Origin of the sequence: Pseudomonas sp. 10S4 (assembly GCF_034344865.1) — a bacterium.
In the GTDB taxonomy this organism is placed as follows: domain Bacteria; phylum Pseudomonadota; class Gammaproteobacteria; order Pseudomonadales; family Pseudomonadaceae; genus Aquipseudomonas.
In genome coordinates, this window is the sequence record NZ_CP133774.1 from 2,336,867 (window position 1) to 2,357,062 (window position 20,196).

General features: G+C 57.0%; 6 protein-coding genes and 4 pseudogenes. 7 read left to right on the top strand and 3 right to left on the bottom strand.

Annotated features, from left to right (window positions below; translation table 11 throughout):
* Positions 1-231: 231 nt before the first annotated feature.
* The 3 genes from RHM58_RS10865 to putA form a co-directional block, all read right to left on the bottom strand.
* On the bottom strand, positions 232-1,257 hold the full coding sequence (locus tag RHM58_RS10865) for an IS110 family transposase (protein ID WP_201256610.1): 1,026 nt from the start codon (positions 1,255-1,257) through the stop codon (positions 232-234).
* Positions 1,258-1,420: 163 nt separating this feature from the next.
* Positions 1,421-3,223, bottom strand: a complete 1,803-nt coding sequence (locus tag RHM58_RS10870; protein ID WP_322270341.1) for an acyl-CoA dehydrogenase — start codon at positions 3,221-3,223, stop codon at positions 1,421-1,423.
* Between the two features lie 245 nt (positions 3,224-3,468).
* Entirely contained in the window at positions 3,469-7,422 is a 3,954-nt protein-coding gene (gene putA / locus RHM58_RS10875) for a trifunctional transcriptional regulator/proline dehydrogenase/L-glutamate gamma-semialdehyde dehydrogenase (protein WP_322270342.1), read from the bottom strand.
* A gap of 463 nt (positions 7,423-7,885) precedes the next feature.
* Here putA and putP point away from each other — a divergent pair.
* From putP to RHM58_RS10910, 7 genes and pseudogenes are all read left to right on the top strand, one after another.
* Positions 7,886-9,370: pseudogene (putP, locus tag RHM58_RS10880) on the top strand (sodium/proline symporter PutP).
* Between the two features lie 357 nt (positions 9,371-9,727).
* Positions 9,728-11,730 (top strand): annotated as a pseudogene (locus RHM58_RS10885) (type VI secretion system tip protein VgrG); the annotation flags it as partial.
* Positions 11,731-12,770: 1,040 nt separating this feature from the next.
* Complete coding sequence (locus RHM58_RS10890) at positions 12,771-13,118, top strand: hypothetical protein (RefSeq protein WP_322270343.1); 348 nt, start codon at positions 12,771-12,773, stop codon at positions 13,116-13,118.
* Positions 13,119-13,776: 658 nt separating this feature from the next.
* The gene (locus RHM58_RS10895; protein WP_322270345.1) at positions 13,777-14,508 is read left to right on the top strand and encodes a DUF4123 domain-containing protein; all 732 of its coding nucleotides are present in this window, start codon (positions 13,777-13,779) and stop codon (positions 14,506-14,508) included.
* Positions 14,508-19,258, top strand: a pseudogene (locus RHM58_RS10900) (RHS repeat-associated core domain-containing protein). The gene RHM58_RS10895 and the pseudogene RHM58_RS10900 overlap by 1 nt, the downstream one beginning before the upstream one ends.
* An 8-nt stretch (positions 19,259-19,266) precedes the next feature.
* Positions 19,267-19,676, top strand: a pseudogene (locus RHM58_RS10905) (hypothetical protein).
* A gap of 68 nt (positions 19,677-19,744) precedes the next feature.
* Complete coding sequence (locus tag RHM58_RS10910) at positions 19,745-20,161, top strand: hypothetical protein (RefSeq protein ID WP_322270347.1); 417 nt, start codon at positions 19,745-19,747, stop codon at positions 20,159-20,161.
* The last annotated feature ends 35 nt before the right edge of the window (positions 20,162-20,196 follow it).

The following is a 20,196-nucleotide window of genomic DNA, read 5'->3' on the forward strand; positions in this document are numbered from 1 at the left end:
TCTGCAATACTGTTTTTGATGATGTGTTTGGCTTGCTTTCATCTATCCGGCGTCTGAGTGGAGGTTGGTCCATTCGCGCCTTGATGAGAATCGATGCCCGGCGATCCTAATTACTTGGACGGCCTTTCAGCCGTGTGGGAGCTCAGGGTTTTCGTCAGGCCGGTTGGCCGTTCACGTCATCTGTTATCCAGCATCGCAAACCAGGTGGGTGGTGCTCGGGTGACAGCGGGGTCAGGCGTTCATCGCGCCTGGCCCCGCATCGAATTCGGTGTGGTGTGCTGCAATCGCCCAGGCGATTCTCGCCAGTTTGTTGGCCAGTGCGCAGACCACATGATTGGAGTGATGGTTGTCCCATAGCCGTCGGACCCAGTCCGCCAGCGCTCCTTTCTGTCGATCCAACTGCATCAGATAGACGCGGGCACACTGGATCAGCAGGCGTCTCTGGTTTCGGTCACCCCGCTTGCTGATGCCTAAAAGTACGGTTTTTCCGCCCGTGGAGTGTTGTTTGGGCACTAGCCCGATCGAGGCCGAATAGCCTCGGCCGCACTTGAACTGTTTGCCATCGCCCAACTCGGCAGCCAGGACGCTGGAGGTGATCGGGCCGACACACGGCATCGTCATCAAGCGAACAGCCAGATCATCTTCAGCGGCTTGGCACTCCACTTCCTTATCCAAAGCCTTGACCTGCTCGTGCAAGTAATTGAAGTGCTCACGCAGCCTGGTCAGTAGTTTTTTGATGGAATCGGGAAGTGGATGTGCTTCAAGCAGCGCTGGAAGATCTTTGATGGACTTGAAGCCTGGGGCCAAGCTGATTCCGACTTCCAGGAGGGCTGCGTGAATCCGATTGACGGTAGCAGTACGTTCTTTGATGAACGAATCACGTGTCGAGTTGAGCATGGCCAGCGCCTGCTGAGCCTGATTCTTAGGCGGCACAAAGCGCATTGTTGGACGAGTTGCAGCCTCGCAGATCGCTTCGGCATCAGCGAAGTCGTTCTTGTTGCTTTTCACATACGGACGCACGAGATGCGGAGCAATGAGTTTGGGTATATGCCCCAGTCTTGAGACTTCCTGCGCCATGAAGTGGGCTCCGCCGCAAGCTTCCATCGCAACGGTGCAGGGTTCGAGATTGGCCAGATGTTGGATGAGCGCCGCCCGATTAAACTTTTTGCGGTAAAGCTCATGACCACGATCATCTTGTGCATGCAGATGAAAGGTGTGTTTTCCCAGATCGATGGCGACAATAGCTACTTTGTTCATGGCAACGGTCTCCGATGAGCCCCCTGTGAAAGCTTAGTGGGTGATCACAGGGGGCGGCGGGGGAGCCATTTCATTATTTGACCGCGTTGTGTGGTTGAACGCGGACCACTGTGGGAGCGGGCTTGCTCGCGAATGGATTTCTGCACCACCACATTACTTCTGGTTAGAACCACTCATCCTGCATCCCAAGACACACATCATCCCGCGCCTCAAGAATTGCCAACTCATGGTGACAACCCGGCACTTCCCATGTCAGGAAATACCGCGCCGCTTGCAGCTTGCCTTTATAGAAGCTCACATCCGCGGCGTTGCCCTTGGCCAGCCCTTCCTCAGCGCGAATCGCCTGTTCCAGCCAGCGCCAGCCAATCACCGTGTGCCCGAACACTTTCAGGTACAGCGCCGAGTTCGCCAGGCTGCTGTTGACCTTGCCTTGGCCCAGATCCGTCAGCAGGCCGATGGTCACGGTTTGCAGGCGCGCTACCAGTTTTTCCAGCGGTTCACGCAATGGCGTCAGCGAGTCGTACGCCTGGGCGCGCTCGGCGGTGTTGGCGATCAGTCGAATCAGTTGCTTGAGCCCGGCGCCGCCGTTCTGCGCCAGTTTGCGGCCGAGCAAGTCCAGCGACTGGATGCCGTGGGTGCCTTCATGGATCGGATTCAGACGGTTATCGCGATAGTACTGCTCCACCGGGTATTCGCGGGTGTAGCCGTGGCCGCCGAGGATCTGGATCGCCAGTTCGTTGGCCTTCAGGCAAAACTCCGACGGCCAGGATTTGACGATCGGCGTCAGTAAATCCAGCAGCTCATGGGCCTGCTTGCGCTCGGCTTCGGTCTCAAGGGTCGTGGTGTCGTCGAACAGCCGCGCCGCGTACAACCCAAGATCGAACGAGCCTTCGACGTAGGCCTTTTGCGTCAGCAACATGCGTTTGACGTCGGCGTGTTGAATGATCGCCACCGGCGCGGTGTTTGGGTCCTTGCTGTCCGGCACGCGGCCCTGCGGACGCTCGCGGGCGTACTCCAGCGAATACAGATAACCGGCGTAACCGAGCATTACCGCGCCCATGCCGACGCCGATCCGCGCCTCGTTCATCATCTGGAACATGTAGCTCAAGCCGTGGTGCGGCTTGCCCACCAGATAGCCGATACACTCACCGTTATCGCCGAAGTTCAGCGCGGTGGACGTGGTGCCGCGCCAGCCCATCTTGTGGAACAGCCCGGCCAGCAACACGTCGTTGCGCTTGCCGAGGCTGCCATCATCATTGACCAAAAACTTGGGCACGATAAACAGCGATATGCCCTTCACGCCGGCCGGGGCGTCCGGCAACTTGGCCAGCACCATGTGCACGATGTTTTCCGACAGCGGATGGTCGCCGCCGGAGATGAAGATTTTGTTGCCCTTGAGTCGATAGGTGCCGTCAGACGCAGGCTCCGCCCGTGTGCGGATATCCGACAGCGACGACCCGGCGTGGGGCTCGGTCAGCGCCATGGTGCCGAAGAAACGCCCGTCGATCATCGGTTGCAGGAAGCGTTGCTTTTGCTCCTCTGTGCCGAAACTTTCGATCAGGTTCGCCGCACCCATGGTCAGGAATGGGTAAGAGGTCGATGCCGCGTTAGCCGACTGGAAATGCGCAAAGCACGCCTGGGACAGCAGCGTAGGAAGTTGCATGCCGCCGGCGTCGAAACTTCGCGCGGCGTTGAGGAAACCGGCTTCAAGGAACGCATCCACCGCCGGTTTCACTTCCGGAATCAGAATCGCCTGACCGTTCTCGTAGCGCGGCTCGTTCTCGTCGCCCTTGCGGTTGTGCGGGGCGAAGAATTTCTCGGCGATGCTGCGGGCGGTGCCGATGGCTGCGTCGAAGGTCTCGCGGTTGTGCTCGGCGAACCGCTCACGCTGGGTCAGGCCCTCGGCATCGAGGACTTCATACAGCTCGAAAGCCAGATTGCGGGAACTGAGCAGCGTCTCGGACATGTCGGCCTACCTTTTTTGGGGATGGGCCGAGTCTAGGCGGGGGAAGGGCGGGGTGAACAGGATGATTGATGAGCGTGATGGTGTGTTGCGGGCAACGCTAATCAAATGTGGGAGCGGGCTTGCTCGCGAAGGCGGTGTAACAGTCAATGTTGATGTCGACTGACACTCCGCCTTCGCGAGCAAGCCCGCTCCCACAAGGGTTTCGCATTCCAGGCGTCCATTGCGGGCGCCTGGTTTGTACCGGTTTAGCCGATAGTCATCAAGCTCGCATTACCACCTGCCGCTGCAGTGTTAACGCTCAACGCCCGCTCGATCACCAGTCGCTCCAGCGCAATGTTGGTCTCGCCCTGGGACAGCCCGTGAACCCCGACAATCGCCCCGGCACGCTTGGCCACTTGCTGGCAAACCGCACGCAGTTGATCGGAATGGCCATGATGCAGAACCGCATCAAACACCACTTCGTCCTTGTTCCAGTCGGAAACCAGCTTGATCCTCGCCTGAACTTCCTTCGGCAGACGTGCGAACAATGCCTTGGTCAGGTCAGCTTCCGGCCATACCGCCGAACCACCTACGGCCAATACCGCTGTCAGTTGAGTCAGCAGATCGCCTTCAACTTCCGCCAGGCACAGCACGTGTTCCCGTGGCAGGATCGCGTAGCTGTTGCGCTCACCGGTCGGGCCGGCCAGAACACGGGTGATCCCGCTTTGCGATTGCGCGGCGAACTGCACGCACAGGGCGCTCAGGTCGGCAAACTTGTTGCTGTCAGCCCAGGTTTGCAGGGCGGTCAGCGGCTTGCTCATGGCATCACGCAGACGAACGTCCGGCGCCGCGATGGCATCACCGCGAGCGAAGGATTGTTCGATCGCATCGGTAGGACGCGTCGACAGCAGACGGTACAGGTACAGCGGACCACCCGCCTTCGGACCCGTGCCCGACAAGCCTTCGCCACCGAACGGTTGCACGCCAACCACCGCGCCCACGATGTTGCGGTTCACGTAGACGTTACCGGCGTTGACGTTGTCGATCACCTTGGCGATGGTCTCGTCGATGCGGGTGTGCACGCCCAGGGTCAGGCCGTAGCCGGAAGCGTTGATCTGGCCGATCAGTTGATCGATGTCTTTACGCTTGTAGCGAACCACGATGCCGAGCACCGGGCCGAAGATCTCCCGTTGCAGCTCGTCGAAGCTCTCCAGTTCGATCAGCGTTGGCATCACGAAGGTGCCGCGTTTGACTTCTTCGGCGTCGGCGATGGCCACCTGATACACGTTGCGACCTTTGTCGCGCATGGCCTGAATGTGCTTCTCGATGCCAGCCTTGGCTTCGGCGTCGATCACCGGGCCGATGTCCACGGACAGGCGCTCCGGGTTGCCGAGACGGCATTCAGCCATGGCGCCCTTGAGCATTTCGATGACACGGTCGGCGGAATCTTCCTGCAAGCACAGAACCCGCAGTGCCGAGCAACGTTGACCGGCGCTGTCGAAGGCCGACGACACCACATCAATTACAACTTGTTCGGTGAGTGCCGAAGAGTCGACGATCATCGCGTTCTGGCCGCCGGTTTCGGCGATCAGCGGAATCGGACGACCCTGTGCATCCAGACGACCGGCGACGTTGCGTTGCAGCAAGCGAGCGACTTCGGTCGAACCGGTAAACATCACGCCTTTGACCCGATCGTCACCGACCAGACGGGCGCCAACGGTTTCGCCACGGCCCGGCAACAGTTGCAACACGCCTTCCGGAATCCCGGCTTCGAGCAGCAAGCGCACGGCTTGAGCCGCTACCAGCGGGGTTTGTTCCGCGGGCTTGGCCAGGACCGGGTTACCGGCGGCCAGCGCCGCAGCAACTTGGCCACTGAAGATTGCCAACGGGAAGTTCCAAGGGCTGATGCAAACCACCGGACCCAATGGGCGATGGGCGTCGTTGGTGAAATCGTTGCGTGCCTGCACCGCGTAGTAACGCAGGAAGTCCACGGCTTCGCGCACTTCGGCGATGGCGTTGGCGAAGGTCTTGCCGGCTTCACGAGCCAGCAGGCCCATCAGTGGCTGAATCTCGCCTTCCATCAAATCGGCGGCACGTTCCAGAATCGCGGCGCGTTCGGCGGGCGGGGTGGCCTGCCAGATCGGGCCAGCGTTCAGGGCGCACTGGATCGCGTTGTCGACGTCCTCGACGGTCGCTTCTTGTACGTGGCCCACCACGTCACGCAGATCGGACGGGTTCAGCACCGGTGCCGGTGCTTCGCTGCTGGAGGCGCAACCTAGCATCGGCGCAGCTTTCCAGCTGTTGTGAGCGCTGGCCAGCAGCGCGCAGGACAGCGAAGCCAGACGATGTTCGTTGGCCATGTCGATGCCGCTGGAGTTGGCGCGCTCGGCACCATAAAGGTCGCGCGGTAGCGGGATGCGCGGGTGCGGCAGACCGAAGCCGCCTTCCACCGTGGCCATCTGCTCGATGCTGGCCACTGGATCGGCCACCAACGCCTGAATCGAGATCGACTGATCGGCAATCTGGTTGACGAACGAGGTGTTCGCACCGTTTTCCAGCAGACGACGCACCAGGTACGCCAACAGTGTTTCGTGAGTGCCGACAGGTGCGTACACGCGGCACGGACGGTTCAACTTGCCTTCGGAAACTTTGCCTACAACCTGTTCGTACAGCGGTTCGCCCATGCCGTGCAGGCATTGGAACTCGTACTGACCGGGGTAATAGTTCTGACCGGCGATGTGGTAAATGGCCGACAGGGTGTGGGCGTTGTGCGTGGCGAATTGCGGGTAGATGACTTCCGGCACCGACAGCAATTTGCGCGCGCAAGCAATGTAGGAAACGTCGGTGTAAACCTTGCGGGTGTAGACCGGATAGCCTTCCAGTCCTTCGACTTGGGCGCGTTTGATTTCGCTGTCCCAGTACGCGCCTTTTACCAGACGGATCATCAGGCGATGACGGCTGCGGCGAGCGAGGTCGATCACATAGTCGATCACGTACGGGCAACGCTTCTGGTAGGCCTGGATCACAAAACCGATGCCGTTCCAGCCCGTCAGCTGCGGTTCGAAGCACAGGCGCTCAAGCAGATCCAGCGACAGCTCGAGACGGTCGGCTTCTTCGGCGTCGATGTTCAGGCCGATGTCGTATTGCTTGGCCAGCAGGGTCAGCGACAGCAGGCGCGGGTACAACTCGTCCATCACACGCTCGTACTGCGCACGGCTGTAACGCGGGTGCAGTGCCGACAGCTTGATGGAAATGCCCGGGCCTTCATAAATCCCACGACCGTGGGACGCTTTGCCGATGGAGTGAATGGCTTGTTCGTACGAGGCCAGGTACTTCTGGGCGTCGTGTTCGGTGAGTGCTGCTTCACCGAGCATGTCGTAGGAATAGCGGAAGCCCTTGGCTTCGAACTTGCTCGCATTGGCCAGGGCTTCGGCGATGGTTTCGCCGGTAACGAACTGCTCGCCCATCAGGCGCATGGCCATGTCGACGCCCTTGCGGATCATCGGCTCGCCGCTCTTGCCGATGATGCGGCTCAGGGACGAAGTCAGGCCGGTTTCGTTGTGGGTCGCGACCAATTTACCGGTCAGCAACAAGCCCCAAGTGGCGGCGTTGACGAACAGCGACGGGCTGTTGCCCAAGTGCGGCTGCCAGTTGCCGGTGCTGATTTTGTCGCGGATCAGGGCGTCACGGGTGCCTTTGTCCGGGATGCGCAGCAGCGCTTCGGCCAGGCACATCAGCGCTACGCCTTCCTGGGACGACAGGGAAAACTCCTGCAACAGGCCCTGAACAATCCCGGCACGGCCGCCGGCGCTTTTCTGATTGCGCAGTTTCTCGGCAATCGAAGAGGCGAGCTTATTGGTGGCTTCGGCCATCGCGGCAGGCAGACGTGCCTGTTCCATCAGCATCGGCACCACTTCCGGTTCCGGGCGACGGTAAGCGGCGGTGATCGAGGCGCGCAGGACTGATTGCGGCAGGATGCTTTCGGCGAATTCGAGGAAGCACTGATGGGTATGATCCGTTGGCGCATCGACGGCGTCGTCGGAATCCTTAGTCAAACCGCTCAGCTCGGTCAGGGTTGCACCACCCTCGAGTTTCTCCAGGTAATTGAAAATTGCCTGCTTGATCAGCCAGTGCGGCGTGCGATCAATCGAGGTCGCGGCGGCCTTCAGCCGTTCGCGGGTTGGGTCGTCAAGTTTGACCCCAAGGGTGGTGGTAGCCATATTTTTATCCTCATGTTTGCCACGACCGCGTGGCATCAGCTGGCCGCAAGATTAGCTGCGCGCTGACAGAGGTGCAACCGGGTGCAACCCTTTTTTGTCGGAATAATTAGCGGGTGATCATGAAATAAATTCCGAAACGGAATGGCGGCCTCTCCTTGGTGCCTTTATTGACTTAAATGCCCTGTCTCTGCCCTGAAAGGGAGCAAAAAAGCGCTGTATTTCGATGAAAAGCCACCTAGGTGCAACTAATTCTCAAGAAACAGGTTGCACCTTATTTACGTTGTTGAATAGGATTCGCGCCCAAGGTGCAACCGGCTAAAAAGTCTGGTGCGCCGGCTGATGGCTTTCCTGGGGAAACATCGGTCATAAATGCGCGGGACCGGAAATCGTCTGAACGGCATCGTTGTTCGTGCACGGTTTCACACCCCGTCGCTACATAAAAACAAAGCCAGGGCGTATTTGAATGAGCGTAAGCAATCCAACCCTGATCACGTTCGTGATCTACATCGCAGCAATGGTGCTGATTGGCTTGATGGCCTATCGCTCTACCAACAACCTTTCTGACTATATTCTGGGCGGTCGCAGCCTGGGCAGCGTCGTGACTGCATTGTCTGCCGGCGCCTCCGACATGAGCGGCTGGTTGTTGATGGGCTTGCCTGGCGCGATTTACATGTCCGGCCTTTCCGAAAGCTGGATCGCCATCGGCCTGATCGTCGGTGCTTACCTGAACTGGCTGTTCGTCGCCGGCCGTCTGCGGGTGCAGACCGAGCACAACGGCGATGCGTTAACCCTGCCGGATTACTTCTCCAGTCGCTTCGAAGACAAAAGCGGCCTGCTGCGGATCATCTCCGCCATCGTGATTCTGGTGTTCTTCACCATCTATTGCGCACTCCGGCATCGTGGCCGGCGCCCGTCTGTTCGAAAGTACTTTCGGCATGTCCTACGAGACAGCACTGTGGGCCGGTGCTGCGGCGACGATTGCCTACACCTTCATCGGCGGTTTCCTGGCCGTGAGCTGGACCGACACCGTACAAGCCACGCTGATGATCTTTGCCCTGTTGCTGACGCCGATCATCGTGCTGCTGGCGACGGTGGCGTCGACACCACGTTCCTGGCCATCGAAGCGAACGATCCAAGCAACTTCGACATGCTGAAAAACACCACCTTCATCGGCGTGATTTCGCTGATGGGCTGGGGTCTGGGTTACTTCGGCCAGCCGCACATCCTTGCGCGTTTCATGGCGGCGGATTCGGTCAAGTCGATCGCTAAAGCACGTCGCATCTCCATGACCTGGATGATCCTGTGCCTGGGCGGCACCGTCGCTGTGGGTTTCTTCGGTATTGCGTACTTCTCGGCACACCCCGAGCTGGCCGCTCCTGTGACCGAAAACCACGAACGTGTGTTCATTGAACTGGCGAAAATCCTGTTCAATCCGTGGGTTGCCGGTGTACTGCTGTCGGCCATTCTGGCTGCCGTGATGAGCACCCTGAGCTGCCAGTTGCTGGTGTGCTCGAGCGCCCTGACCGAAGACTTCTACAAAACCTTCCTGCGCAAATCCGCCTCCCAGATTGAGTTGGTCTGGGTCGGCCGCGCCATGGTGTTGCTGGTTGCGTTGATCGCCATCGCACTGGCCGCCAACCCGGAAAACCGTGTGCTCGGTCTGGTCAGCTACGCCTGGGCTGGTTTCGGCGCTGCGTTCGGTCCGGTTGTCTTGATCTCCGTAATCTGGAAAGACATGACCCGCGACGGCGCACTGGCCGGCATCCTGGTCGGCGCGATCACCGTGATCGTCTGGAAGCACTTCAACGTGTTGGGTCTGTACGAAATCATCCCGGGCTTCATCTTCGCCAGCCTGGCGATCTACATCGTCAGCAAACTGGGCGAACCGACCAAAGGCATGCTGATGCGCTTTGATGCGGCCGAGAAGGACTATCGCCTGAACAAGTGATGGGGGATGAGCTGAGGCTCTGACCTTTCGCTGAACATGAAAACGGTCCGCTTCCTTTTGGAGGTGGGCCTTTTTTTTGCGCGGATTTCGTGGCGTCGACGTTCAAATGTGGGGGGGTTTGCTCGCGAATGCGGTGAGTCAGCTTGCACCCATGCGGAATGTGGAACCGCATTCGCGAGCAAGCCCGCTCCCACAGGGTCAGTGGTACTCCTGAAGGGAATGTCTGTAGCCAAACATCCTAATTTGTGAAGGATATTTCCCTAAAAAAGTAGGGGAAATCTGATTTTCCTGACCTCCGCTCAACCCCCTTGTCGCTCATGCAGAATCGCCCGCCTTCATTCTGCAGAGAGACATCGGATGTTCGCGCCTGCCAATCAACCGCGTTTCACGTTGACCCTCGACGGCGTCCAGAATGAGCTCAAGGTGCTTGAGTTCACGGGTAAGGAAGCCATCAGCCAACCCTTCCGTTTCGATCTGGAACTGGTCAGCGAACGGCCAGACCTCGAACTGGAAAGTCTCCTGCACTGTCAGGCGTTTCTGAGTTTTGATGGCAACGGTTCCGGCATTCACGGTCAGATTTATCGGGTTGGCCAAGGGGATAGCGGCAAGCGTCTGACACGCTACCAAGTCAGCCTGGTCCCGCGCCTGGCCTACCTCGGCCGGCGCATCAATCAGCGGATCTTCCAGCACAAAAGCGTGCCGGCGATCATCGCGCAAATACTCAAGGACCACGGCATCCAGCGCGATGCCTTTGAGTTTCAACTCGGCAGCGACTACCCCGGGCGCGAGTACTGCGTGCAGTACGCGGAAAGCGATCTGGCGTTCATTCAGCGCCTGTGTGCCGAGATCGGCATTCACTTCCACTTCCAGCACAGCCCCGACGGACATCTATTGGTGTTCGGAGACGATCAAACGGTATTCCCGCGCCTGCCCGAGCCCACGCTTTACCTGCCCGGCAGCGGAATGGCCGCGAGCGCCCCGGCGATCAAGCGTTTCAACGTGCGCCTGGAAACCCGGACTACAGCGGTCACACGCCGGGACTACGACTTCCAAAACCGCGTTTGCAACTTGAAAGTCGCGTGGACAGTGAACAGAGACCGGTGCTGGAGGATTATCACTTTCCCGGCCAATTCACTGACCGCGAACCCGGCAAGCAATTGACTCAGCGGACGCTGGAACGCCACGGCGCGGATTACCGTCAGGCAGAAGGCCGCAGCGATGAATCCGCGTTGGTCAGCGGACATTTCCTGCAACTGGCCGAGCATCCGCGCCAAACCTGGAATGACCTGTGGCTGATTACGGAAATCGAACACCGTGGCCGTCAGCCGCAGGTGCTGGAAGAGTCCGTCACCGACGACGGTGAATTCCAGGGCTACCGCAATACCTTTCTCGCAACGCCGTGGGACGTTTCGTTTCGCCCGCCGCAGGGGCCGGACAAGCCGCGAATGCTTGGCTATCAATCCGCCGTGGTCACCGGGCCGAGCGACAGCGAAATCCACTGCGACGAATTTGGCCGGGTAAAAGTCCAACTCGCCTGGGATCGCGATGGCGAACTCAATGAGCATTCGAGTTGCTGGCTGCGAGTGGCCACCGGTTGGGCTCACGACCGTTATGGCAGCGTGTTGATTCCGCGGGTTGGCATGGAAGTGCTGGTGGGTTTCATCGACGCCGACGCCGACAAACCGTTGGTGATGAGTTGTCTGCCGAACGCCGCGACGCCCGTTCCGCTGGACCTGCCGGCCGACAAGACCCGCAGTATTTTCCGCAGCCAGAGCAGTCCCGGCGGCGGTGGCTACAACGAAGTTCGCATCGAGGATCGCAAAGGCGCCGAGGAAATCTACCTGCGGGCCCAGCGAAACTGGACCCAGCACGTGCTGAATGATCAACAGGTGCAGGTCGATAACGCCCGCAGCATCGTCGTCACCGGCACCGCCCGGCATGAATTGAAGGCTGACGAACAGCGCATCACCCATGGCCAGCGCCAGACCGAAGTGCGACAGGACGACCACTTGCTGGTGAGCGGCGACCGGCACATTCGGGTGAACAGCCAGGCGCTAAATGCCAGCCAGCAATTCCATGTCAGCGCCGGCCAGCAAGTGGTGATCGACGGCGGCGCCAGCGCGACCATTCAGGCCGGTGGGCAGTGGATCAACATTGGCCCCGGCGGGATTTTCAGCAGCGTGCCGATTCAGGTCGGTGGTGCGCCGATGCCGGTCATGGCAGCAGTGGCGAGTTCGTCGGATGTTCCGTTGAAACTCGCCGCAGCCCCGGCGGCGTTGCTCAGCGCGGCGCAGATCATGAGCCTGAAAGGCGATGCTCCGTTCTGTGAAGAGTGTGAGCGTTGCAAGGACGGTATGTGTCCTACGCCGAACACATTGGCTGGTACGCCAAAGGCCTCATCCACTGCATCTGTTTCAACCGTCGAGCCGGGTTTTCACATTGTCGAGCAGGGGGTGTCTCGCTCTGCGCTTGAGTCGATATTGTTTGCGCAGCCGGAGCCCGCGGTGCTGGAGAAATTTAGAAGCCTTAATCCACAACTCTCCAACTTCGCCAAACCCGGTCAACTAATCGTCCTTAGTGATCCGCGCAACACGCAATGCACCCGGGAAGAGGCTTTGCTGATGGAGGCCGCGCAGAAAGTCGATGCGGCGCTTGAGCCATTGAGCGATGCGGAGGCTGAGTTTATGGCGCGGCATCATGGGGGAATTGAGTCTTTTCTTTCGCAGGGTTCGACTGGGGTGGGTATTGGGGCGGCGATGTTTGGTAAGCACTTGGGAAACTTGAAGGACACGCTCTTAGAGTTGGAAAGCCTCCACAAACGCACTTTCGACAAACACGGAAAACTCCAGGGCGCGGACTTCTTTACCGAGCGTAAAAAGCTAATGGGGCGGTTGGATAACAGTCTTGGGCCATTGGTTCGTAAAGGCGTGGGTATTCCAGATCATCCAAAACTGAAAAATGCGCTGGGAATCTCAAGCCGTAGTCTTGTGCATCACTGGAGTAAGGCTGGTACGGCTGGAGGAATTCCTGGGTATGCGACGCATATTGATGGGGTGAGTAAGGCCGGTAAGGTAATTAAGGCAGGTGGTTGGGTGGGTGTTGCGTTAGGGGCTTCTGTTTCGGGGCTTAAGGTTAAGGAGACCTGCCGGGTTGGGGCTGAAGAGGCTTGTAGGAAAGTTAAGTTTTCGGAGGCTGGAAAGTTTTCTGGTGCATTTGCGGGGAGTATGGCCGGGGGTGCTTTGGGATCGCTTGCCTGTGTGGGAATCGGAACTGTTACTGCAGGCGCCGGCCTTGTTGGGTGTTCTTTGATTTTGGTGGGCGTTGGAACTTTGGGCGGAGCGGTGGGCGGGGAGGCGGCAGGAGAAAAGATTGGAGAGATAATTCATGAGGAAATCTATCAATGACGAACGATGATGAAGTTTGGTTCGTTCTGACCTTTGGTGGCTTGTTTTTTGGCTTGGGGTTTATATCTATCTTCGGTCATGTCTATCTTTATTTTTTTCAGATGCAGAAAATCATAGGGTTTCTTAGCAATTCCCATGGGGTTTTGGCGCGGAAGTCTTTTTTAAACGGTGGGCTGTTTGGAATCAACTTTGTTTTGACTGGTGTAGGATCTTTTTTGGTATTTCCGTCTTGGGCGATTAAGTGTGGCGCTTTGGATGAGGAGGATTATCTGAATTTTCCTAGAGGCTTACTGGGGATGATTCGCTTTTTTTACATCGCAGCACTGGGAAGTGGGGGGCGATGATTGTGTTCTTGGTCGGTTGCAAATATATGGGATGGATTGAGTGACCTAGGTTCGGAGATAAATAAATCTGTCCCCTATGTAGGGCGCTGGGGCGAGCGGGACGGGGAAATTCTGTATGAGGTTGAAAAATGAAAACTGATGCGGAAACAGTATTCCTTTTAAGTGGCCTGGTTTTGATCATTATAATTTTACTGGTTACATTGGCTATGTTGTATGTCGCTTACTTTTACGCGGCGGACATATTGGAGAATCTGAGCAACTCTCCTGCCGTTATGGCTAGGAGAGATCTATTGGGATGGGATCCATTTGGCCGCTTTCTATTTATTAGTTGCGTGGGTGCGTTATTTATTTTCTCGCGAAGTTCTTTGGGGAATGGAGATCTCAATTCGAGAGACTATGAATGCTTTCCAATTGGGTTGCGGCGGAAAATTAAGGCCGTCAATGGATTGATGCTTCTGTTAGGCGTAATTTCCATAGTTGGAGTGATCGTAGGTAAGTTTAAAGGCTGGCTAGCGTAGCGGTTTACCTGAATCGCTATGTTTGAAATATTTAACGATCATTTTTAGAGTTTGAGTTTATTGCTCCAAAAATTTTTATTTGAATGTTGTTTTAAATAACAGCGCATTCGATTCCTTCGAGCGCTGCGAGAGCGTTCGTCATGAATACAGTAACTCCCTGTCATTGGTTGCAACTTCGGCCGTTAGAAAATGATGAAAAACTGTTCGCCATTTTTAGCAGCGCCAGCGCGGCTGAACCGTTCAAAGCCTGGCGGCGCTCGATCACCGCTCTAGCCCCGAGCCCGATTTGGGCGGAGACGGCGTACGCCGAGTGGGAACCGGTGATGCCCTATGTAGGAATTGTCGCCGCTGACAATGTGTTTCTGGAGTGGGTTGCCACCACCGAGTCCCGGGACTGGGGTTGGTTGGCGGTTTCTTCGGCAAGCCTGGATGCGGTGGTTGATCACTTGCGAAGCCTGACGCAAGTGCTGCTACCCAACGACGACAAGGTGTTTTTCCGCTTCTGGGATGGCCGCTATCTGCTGCCGATTCTGCAATCCGCCGAGGTCGAATCCGCGCAATTGCTGCCGGTTATCGCGCGTTGTCTGGTGAATGGTCAGGCGCTCGATATCGGTGGTCGTGCGCTGAAAAGCACTCAAGTTTTCCCTTGGTGGCAAGTCCCCGAATCGCTGCTTGAAGAGCTTGCCGCCCAGTCTGACGCTACCCGGATTAACAACTTGCTGAAGTGGCTAAGCGAAGAGCGCCCGGATCTGTTCGAAGCATTTTCCGACAGGGTTTTACGGCGCAAGGCCGCAAGTTTTCTTGAGGTCCCGGACCTTCCCCAAGCACCGAAACAAGCCTTGGTGGATTACCTGATGGCGGAGCTGAATTGATGGATCAGATTGTGCGCATCGAGCAGGAGCTCGACAGTTTTCCGGCCACGCTTTCCCTCTATCGAGAGCAGTTGAAGCACTGGTTTAACCAGGCGGCGGACAAGGTTAGTCATTCGGCTGATTTGCCTTCGTTGATGGGCATGGAACGGATCATCAGGTTCGGCAATACCAGCACTGCCGTGAGCAGTGGCGACGACGATTTCTTCTCCTCCAAGGTGCAATGCCCGAAGGGTGGGAAGTTAGAGATCGAGAGCAAGTTTGAGTCGGTTTATGACATCCCTGTGGGGAATATTCAGGTCGATGTGATTGCGGTTGAGAGTGGTGAAACGACGCTTGTCACGCTTGATGAAAATGGCAGAGGAACATTCGAGGGCAAGGAGGGCAAGTTCTACCGAATTCACGTCCACAACGAAGTTACGCCGCAGCAAGTTGATGACCTTTTTTCTTCCTACAACGGCCTGACGACGGAACTTGAAAAATGGCTGCGTGATGAATGGAAAGTATTCAAACCGAAGTGGTCGGAATCGTCTTCGGCTGCTGTAGGCAATGGAATGCTCGCGGGAAGTTGGGCCGCGATCGAGGGTGTTTGGGACGGCATCAGCCTGCTGTCAGACATTCTCAAAGATCCCGGAAAGTTTGCTACTGAGTTGGGCGAGAGTGCCGCAGCGCTGGAGGACCTTGCAAAAAGCGCCCCCGATGTCATGGAAAAAGCCCAACTGCTGGCCAGTGATGAAGCTGCGCTGTGCTTGTTGTTGCGCACCGCCAGCCTCTGGTTGGACATGCTACCGCCCAGCGAAATTGCAGGAAAAACGGCCGAAGCGGTGTCGTCTTTTATCGTGCAGTTGTTAATCGACATCCTGATTGGCGTCGTCCTGACGTTCGCTGCGGCCGGCGCAGGGATCGCCTATTTGACGATGCGCCTGGCTAATCGGGCCGCGCAGTTGCTCAGCGCTGTTCTGCGCCTCGTCAAAGCGATCTTCACGATCATCAATAACTTCATTGGTTACGTCGACCGCTACAAAAAAGTCGCCGCCCGAGGCATCGCGGCCGGCATGAAAAAAGGCCGGATGCAGTTGAGCTGGAGCGCCCGTCGTAACGCCTCGCTAAAGAAAAAAGAACACCACGACGACGAGTCCAAACAAGCGAAAAACCCCAACGGCGACAGCGCCGATTGCGTTCCGCTGACCTGCACCAACAACTGTCCGGTTTCGATGGTCACCGGCGAAGAACTGTTGACCTTGACCGACGGTTCGCTCGACGGAATCCTGCCGTTCGAATTCACCCGGCTCTATCGCACCAGCGCCGCCGAGATCGACAGCGGCCTCGGTTTTGGCTGGAGCCACAGCCTCGCGCATCGCCTGGAAATCGACGGCGACAGCGTCATCTGGATCGACCACGAAAACCGCCGCACCACGTTCCCGCTGCCGAACATCGAGCGCCCGGCGATCCACAACAGCCTGTCGCGAGCGGCGATTTATCTCGGCAATGAACCCGAAGAACTGATCCTCGCCCAGGCCGGCGACGATGCACGTTTCTTCCACTTTCATAACGGTTTTCTGACAGCGATCAGCGACGGATACGACAACCGTCTGCGCATTACCCGCGACCGCCAGGACCGCATCAAACGCCTCGACAACGGCGCCGGCCGCGCCTTGCTGTTGCGCTACGTGCGCAATCATTTGATCGCCGTCGATTACCAGCAATTACGCCCGGCGCCAACCCTCGACGAAGCCTGGCACACCGAACAGACGGTGGTCAGTTACGACTACGACGAGCGCGATCAACTGATCGCCGCCATCAATGCTGCCGGCGAAAGCGAGCGTTACGACTACGACGATCAGCACGTAATTCTCCAGCGGCAATTGACCGGTGGGGCGAGTTTCTACTGGGAGTGGGAAAGGTCCGGCAAGGCTGCGCGATGCGTCCGACATTGGGCGTCGTTTTCGCAGATGGACACGAAGTACGTCTGGGATGACGAGGGTAGCGTCACCGTCCAGAACATCGATGGTAGCGAAGAGGTTTACGTCCACGACGACCGGGCGCGTTTGGTGCGCAAGGTCGAGCTCGATGGTGGTGAACACCTTAAGTCTTACGACGAACAGGGACGATTGATCGCCGAGCAGGATCCGCTCGGCGCGGTGACTGAATACCGCTACGACGAAATCGGACGCCTAGTTGCACTGATTCCACCGCAAGACGAGCCAACGGCCTACGAGTACCGCAACGGTTTCCTGCATGCGCGGTATCGCGGCGAAGCGGTTTGGAAGTATCAGCGTAATGCACAGGGTGATGTTACCGAAGCTACCGACCCGGATGGGCATGTAACCCATTACCACTACGACGCTCAAGGGCGGCTGCTGTCGATCCGTTATCCGGACGTCAGCCGGCACCTGTTCGTCTGGAGTGCTCTGGGGCAACTGGTCGAAGAGACGCTGCCGGATGGCGGGCGGCGGCGCTATTCCTACGACGTGTTGGGCCGGCGGGTTACCAGCCAGGACGAACACGGTGCTGTCACGCGTTACCAGTGGGACGCGGTCGGCCGACTGATCCAGACGACTTTACCTACAGGCGCCACCCGAGCTTTCAGCTACAACGCCTACGGTCAGATCACCGCTGAACAGGACGAACTCGGCCGCATCACCCGCTACGAATACGCCGACGAGTTGCATCTGGTCAGCCGCCGAATCAACCCCGACGGCACCCAGCTGAAATATCGCTACGACAACGCGCAGCTTTTGCTGACGGAAATCGAAAACGAATCCGGCGAAAAATATCAGCTGGCCTACACACCAAACGGATTGATCCGACAGGAAACCGGATTCGACGGACAGCGTACGGCGTATGCCTACGACCTCAACGGCCAGTTGCTGGAGAAAACCGAGTTCGGCGATGAGGGCTCGCAACTCGTCACGCGTTACGAACGGGATTCGGCCGGGCGCCTGCTGGTCAAAACCCTACCCGACGGCGTCCAGGTCGAATACCGCTACGACAGCCTCGGCCGATTGGTCGGCGTCGATGATGGCAATGACCATCCGCTGGAATTCGAATACGACCGACAAGACCGCCTCATCACCGAGCACCAGGGCTGGGGCACTTTGCGTTATGGCTACGACGCCTGCGGCCAACTCAACCACCTACGCCTGCCGGACAACAGCAAACTTGATTATCACCACACCAAGGGCGGCGCACTCAGCGCCATCGACCTCAACGGTGCGCGACTTACCACTCACCAGTTTCAATTCGGTCGTGAGAAAAATCGCCAACAAGGTCTGCTGCTCAGCGAATATTCCTACGACGACCAAGGACGCCTCAAAGCCCACGCCGTCAGCCAACAGCAACGACCGCTGTACCGCCGCGACTATGCCTACAGCCTCAACGGCAACCTCGACAGCATCGCCGACACCCGCCACGGCCAGCGCAGCTATGTTTACGACGCCCTCAACCGACTGACCCGCGTTCGGCATAGTCGAGACGAGTCACCGGAAAGTTTTGCCCATGATCCGGCGGGCAACTTGTTGATGCAGGATCGGGCCGGTTTGGCGAGTGTTAAGGGCAATCGCCTATTAATGCAGGGTGACCGGCACTACGACTATGACGCCTTCGGCAACCTGATACGCGAACGGCGCGGTACGGAGCAGAAACTCGTCACTGAGTATCGGTACGACTGCCAGCATCGCTTGATTGGCGTCACGTTGCCGGATGGCAGTTGTGCGAATTATCGCTATGACGCCTTCGGTCGCCGCATCGCCAAAACTGTCGACGGTCGGACCACCGAGTTCTTCTGGCAGGGCGATCAGGTCGTTGCGGAAAGTAGCCACGAGCATTACCGCAGCTACATTTATGAGCCAGGCACTTTCCGCCCGCTGGCCATGCTCGACGGCAAAGGCCCGCGTAAGGCCTGCCCGTTCTACTACCAACTCGACCACCTCGGCACGCCGCAGGAACTGACGGATTTCGGTGGTGAGATTGTTTGGGCGGCGAAGTACAACGCTTACGGCAAGGTCACTCGCCTGACCCAGGGCGCGGGTGAACAACTCGAACAGCCGTTGCGGTTTCAGGGGCAGTACTTCGATGCTGAGAGCGGACTGCATTACAACCGGCATCGGTACTATGATCCGGAGATTGGCCGGTACCTGACGCCGGATCCGATCAAGTTGGCGGGTGGGCTGAACCAGTATCAGTACACGCCGAACCCGACGGGGTGGGTTGATCCGTTGGGGTTGAGCTGCCCGCCGCCGAAAAAGTCGGGTTGTAAGGTGCCGGGGGATACATCTGGCGCTAAGGTTGATGAGGGGAGCCTGAACTACCGAAGCCCAAATTAAGTCCGGCGGAGCTTGCCGAGATAGAAATCAAACGTTTGGACACGAGCCAAGGCATGCATATGGTGGGGAAACATAGCCCAGAGGTTCCAGATAACAAATGGAAACAGAGAGCTATTGATGGTACGGATCCCATTACTGGTAGAAGACCCAGGAATCGACTTGGTAATCCAAGCTCCAGATTTATCAGTTGGGAGTTGATGCTCGAGGCTTACACTCTTGCAACAACGAGAACGGAACGGGGGCTGTCTCAATTTACCGGGATAGACCGTGGCGGCAACAATATTGTCAGGATGAGACTTCCGGGTGCAGGGGAAGGGTACATACCAAATGCTAATTCAAAAGACCACCCGATACGCGTTAGCATGGACCGCTTCGAAATGAAATTCGATGATAAAGGTATACCGTTTACGTTGTATCCAATTAGGTGAGGTGAATTATGTTTGTTGATCTTGGAACTGGGCAGCCATATGTTCCGACGCCTTCATATTTTTTGGGGTGTTTTGACATTTATGATCGTGAAGAAACACTTGGAGAGGAGTTAGAGAAATTTAATCCAAATGATCCGTCGGATAGGGAGGAGTTAATACTCAAGTATTGTCTGGTTAGTAATCGTACCTACCGACATCATTTTTTGCTTTATAAATGTTTGGAAAAGGCGCTTCAGGACAAAAGCTACGATTTTCAGGCACTTTTTAAGTATGACCCAGAGGCATATTCCTCATTCCCCTATGGATGGGATGAAATGGAGAATACAAGGGCTTTTTTGAGGATATTTATCGATTGGCTACTATCGAATGGAAAGATGACCTTCAAAAAGCCAGTCTTGAAGATCCAGAGAGTTGGTAAAGAGGTTTAGTGATTGCTAGCTTGATTGCTTGTGGCCAGAATTTGCATTTTGGGGGCTGAGACAAATAGTGTTGCGAGACCCATTTTTAGGTGAAACGTTTCACCCAGATTTAATGTGGCTTATTGGGGTTTTTGATGTTTATGATCATGAAGAAACGCTAGGTGCGGAGCTTTCAATCTATGATCCTAACAATAGGCGGGATAGGGGCGAGCTGATTAGAAAGTACAGCTTGAATTTAGGCTATTTGAACTACCGACATAAGCTTGTTTTGGTGGAGTCTTTAGCAGACAAGCTGAATGACAAAAGCTATGACTTTCAGGGATTGTTCGATATTGATGAAGACGAGGCTGCAAGCTGGCCACGCGGTGAATGGTACGAATTAGAGAATCCTCGTGGTTTTCTTGAACATGTCTATACGTTGGCGCTAGAGGTTTGGAAAGATGAACTAGTAAAGGCGGGGTCGGAAGATCGGTCCACTTGGTGAGGAAATAATTATGAATGATTTTGGCAGTTACAATG